The organism is Chitinophaga sp. (genome assembly GCF_036566945.1).
Lineage (GTDB): Bacteria > Bacteroidota > Bacteroidia > Chitinophagales > Chitinophagaceae > Chitinophaga.
The window spans coordinates 1-2,936 of sequence record NZ_DATCVJ010000909.1 but is presented as its reverse complement, the minus strand read 5'-3'; the positions used below and the strand labels follow the sequence as shown (position 1 = coordinate 2,936).

The window sequence follows — 2,936 nt, the reverse complement described above, 5'->3', positions numbered from 1 at the left end:
CAATATGGTAACTTTATGCAGGTGGTGGGTAACCCTAGTTTAGGAGATGCCCGCACGATGATGGTAGGTATACAAAACCCTAAAGATGATGGGCAACCACATTGCGCCGAAGTATGGCTCGATGAACTCCGCCTCTCTGACTTCGATGAGAAAGGTGGTTACGCCGCATTGGCCAGGGTGGATGTACAACTCTCCGATTTAGGTACCATCTCCGTTTCCGGTAACATGCATACCGCCGGTTTCGGTAACATTGATCAGCGTGTAAATGAAAGATTCAGGGACAACTTCCTGCAATATGATGCGGCGGCGAACCTGGATCTAGGTAAACTGCTGCCCAAGAAAGCAGGTATTTCTATTCCTGTATACGCCGGCTATTCTCAATCAGCCAGCAATCCGGAGTATGACCCTTATGACCTGGATATTAAACTGAAAGATAAAATTGCGCTGGCCAGAAACCGCGCAGAAAAAGACTCTATCAGGAAAGACGCCCAGGATTTTACCTCTATCAAAAGTCTGAACTTTACCAACGTCCGAAAACTGAATCTCGGTGGCGGCGGTAAACGACACCTGTGGGACCTGGAAAACTTCGATCTCAGTTATTCGTTCTCCCAGATACTGCGGCATAATCCGCTGATTCAAAACGATATGCTTACCAAGCATCGCGGAGGTATGGGCTACAACTATGCCGGGCAGCCGCATTACCTGGAGCCGTTTAAGAAACTGATCAAAAGCAAATCGCATTGGCTGGACCTGATCCGCGACTTCAATATTAACTATGTGCCTGCCATCCTGAGCTTCCGGGTAGATATATCCCGTCAGTTTGGTGTAACCCGCGTACGTAACGTGGGCGGAGATGTGAAATACCAGCTTCCGGAAACCTATAATAAATACTTTACGTTCGACAGGTATTATACCGTGAAATGGGATCTGTCACGTAGCATCAACTTTGAATTCAATGCCGTAAACAATGCACGTATTGATGAGCCCAACGGCCGCATTGATAATGCTGCGAAGAAAGATACAGTACGTAGCAACTTCTTTAAAGGTGGGCGTAACACCAATTACATGCACAACGCCAATTTCACCTATACGCTGCCTACCTCCAAATTCCCGGCACTCAACTGGACCAATATCGCATTTGGTTACAGCACAGAATACCGGTGGACAGGCGCTTCACAGCTGGCCTTGTACCTGGGTAACGCCATAGAAAATACACAACAGAAAACCCTGACCGCGGAATTCAAATTTATAGAGCTCTATAACAAATCGAAATTCCTCCGACAGGTGAATGCCCGTAAACCGCAGAATAATAACAATACTACCAATAACAACAATAAAACTGCCGGCAACCAGCAAAATCAGAATCAGCCTGCCGCCGATGAAATATCGCCGTGGGTGAAAGGATTACTGAAACCACTGATGATGCTGAAACGGATTGGATTTAACTATAACGAAAATGCAGGTACCCGCTTACCGGGTTACATTGACAGTACCAAAATTATTGGTATGAACTGGGCCACCATGGCGCCGGGCCTCAACTTCGTATTTGGTTACCAGCCGGATAGAAAGTGGTTGGATAAGTTTGCACAAAAAGGACTGATTACACCGGATACCTTGTTTAATATACAGGCCCAGCAACAGTTTACACAAAGATGGGACTTACAGGCCCAGCTGGAACCGATCAACGATCTGCGTATCGACCTGACCATGACCAAGTCGTTTACCAAAACGCACACGGAACTGTTCAAAAATCTGACAGATCCAAGTGACTTCCAGCACCTGAGCCCGTACGATGCAGGTGGTTTTGAAATTACCTACATCGCTATCAAGACCATGTTTGGTAAAATCAATACCTCAGATGGTATCTCCCAAACCTTCCGCAATTTTGAAGGCTACCGTAATGAGATCTCAAAAAGATTAGGCGCAGAGAATCCATATAATAAAGATCCGGGTATTCCACCAGGAGATCCTAAAGATCCTAATTATGCGTATGGTTATACCAGGTATGCACAGGATGTGCTGATACCGGCATTCCTCGCGGCATATACCGGAACTACGCCCGATAAGATAGCCCTATTGAAACAAGGAAATGATAATGTGAAAAGTAATCCTTTCAGTAATTATGTTCCTAAACCCAACTGGAATATCACTTACAATGGGTTGACCAAGCTGGAACCTTTCAAATCGTTCCTGACCAACTTTACTATCAGACATGCTTACACGGGTTCCCTCAGCATGAACTCCTATAATACGTCTATGTACTTTGAAGATCCACGGCTCACCGGCTTCCCGGCGTTCAGGGATACCGTATCCGGAAATTACTTCCCTTACTTTCTGGTGCCTAACCTTACGCTTACAGAGTCGTTCTCACCATTGCTGGGTGTGGACCTGACCTTCGTTAATAGCCTGAATGCCAAGGTGGAATTCAGGAAGAGCCGTTCTCTCAGCCTGAGTCTCATTGACTATCAGCTGACAGAAATACGCTCCAGCGAAATCATTATAGGAGCTGGCTACCGGGTAAGAGGGGTACAATTACCTTTCTCCCTGAATAAAAATGGCGGCAAGAAGCTCCAAAATGATATGAACTTCCGGCTGGATCTAAGCTTCCGGGATGATAAAACCGCCAATAACCGGCTGGATGCCGACTTGTCGATTCCAACCAGCGGACAGAAAGTAGTGGGCATATCCCCATCTATTGACTACGTGGTGAATAACCGGTTAAACCTCCGCTTCTTCTATGACAGACGACAAACCATACCTGTCATCTCTACTTCGTACCCGATCACCAGTACCAGTGGAGGTATTACGTTCAGGTTTGTATTGTCGCAATAAATAACTACAGATTACGGGACTTGTATATAGGCTGATATTCACGAATATCTATATACAAGTCCCGTATTTCGTCATTTGCAATTCGTAATTTTTTCCTAGGTTTG

1 protein-coding gene is annotated in these 2,936 nt (G+C 45.7%); it reads left to right on the top strand.

Annotation, left to right across the window (positions count from 1 at the left end):
- A partial coding sequence (gene sprA / locus VIP81_RS27320) for a cell surface protein SprA (RefSeq protein WP_331968883.1) occupies positions 1-2,832 on the top strand: 2,832 nt, incomplete at its 5' end.
- Positions 2,833-2,936 lie beyond the last annotated feature (104 nt).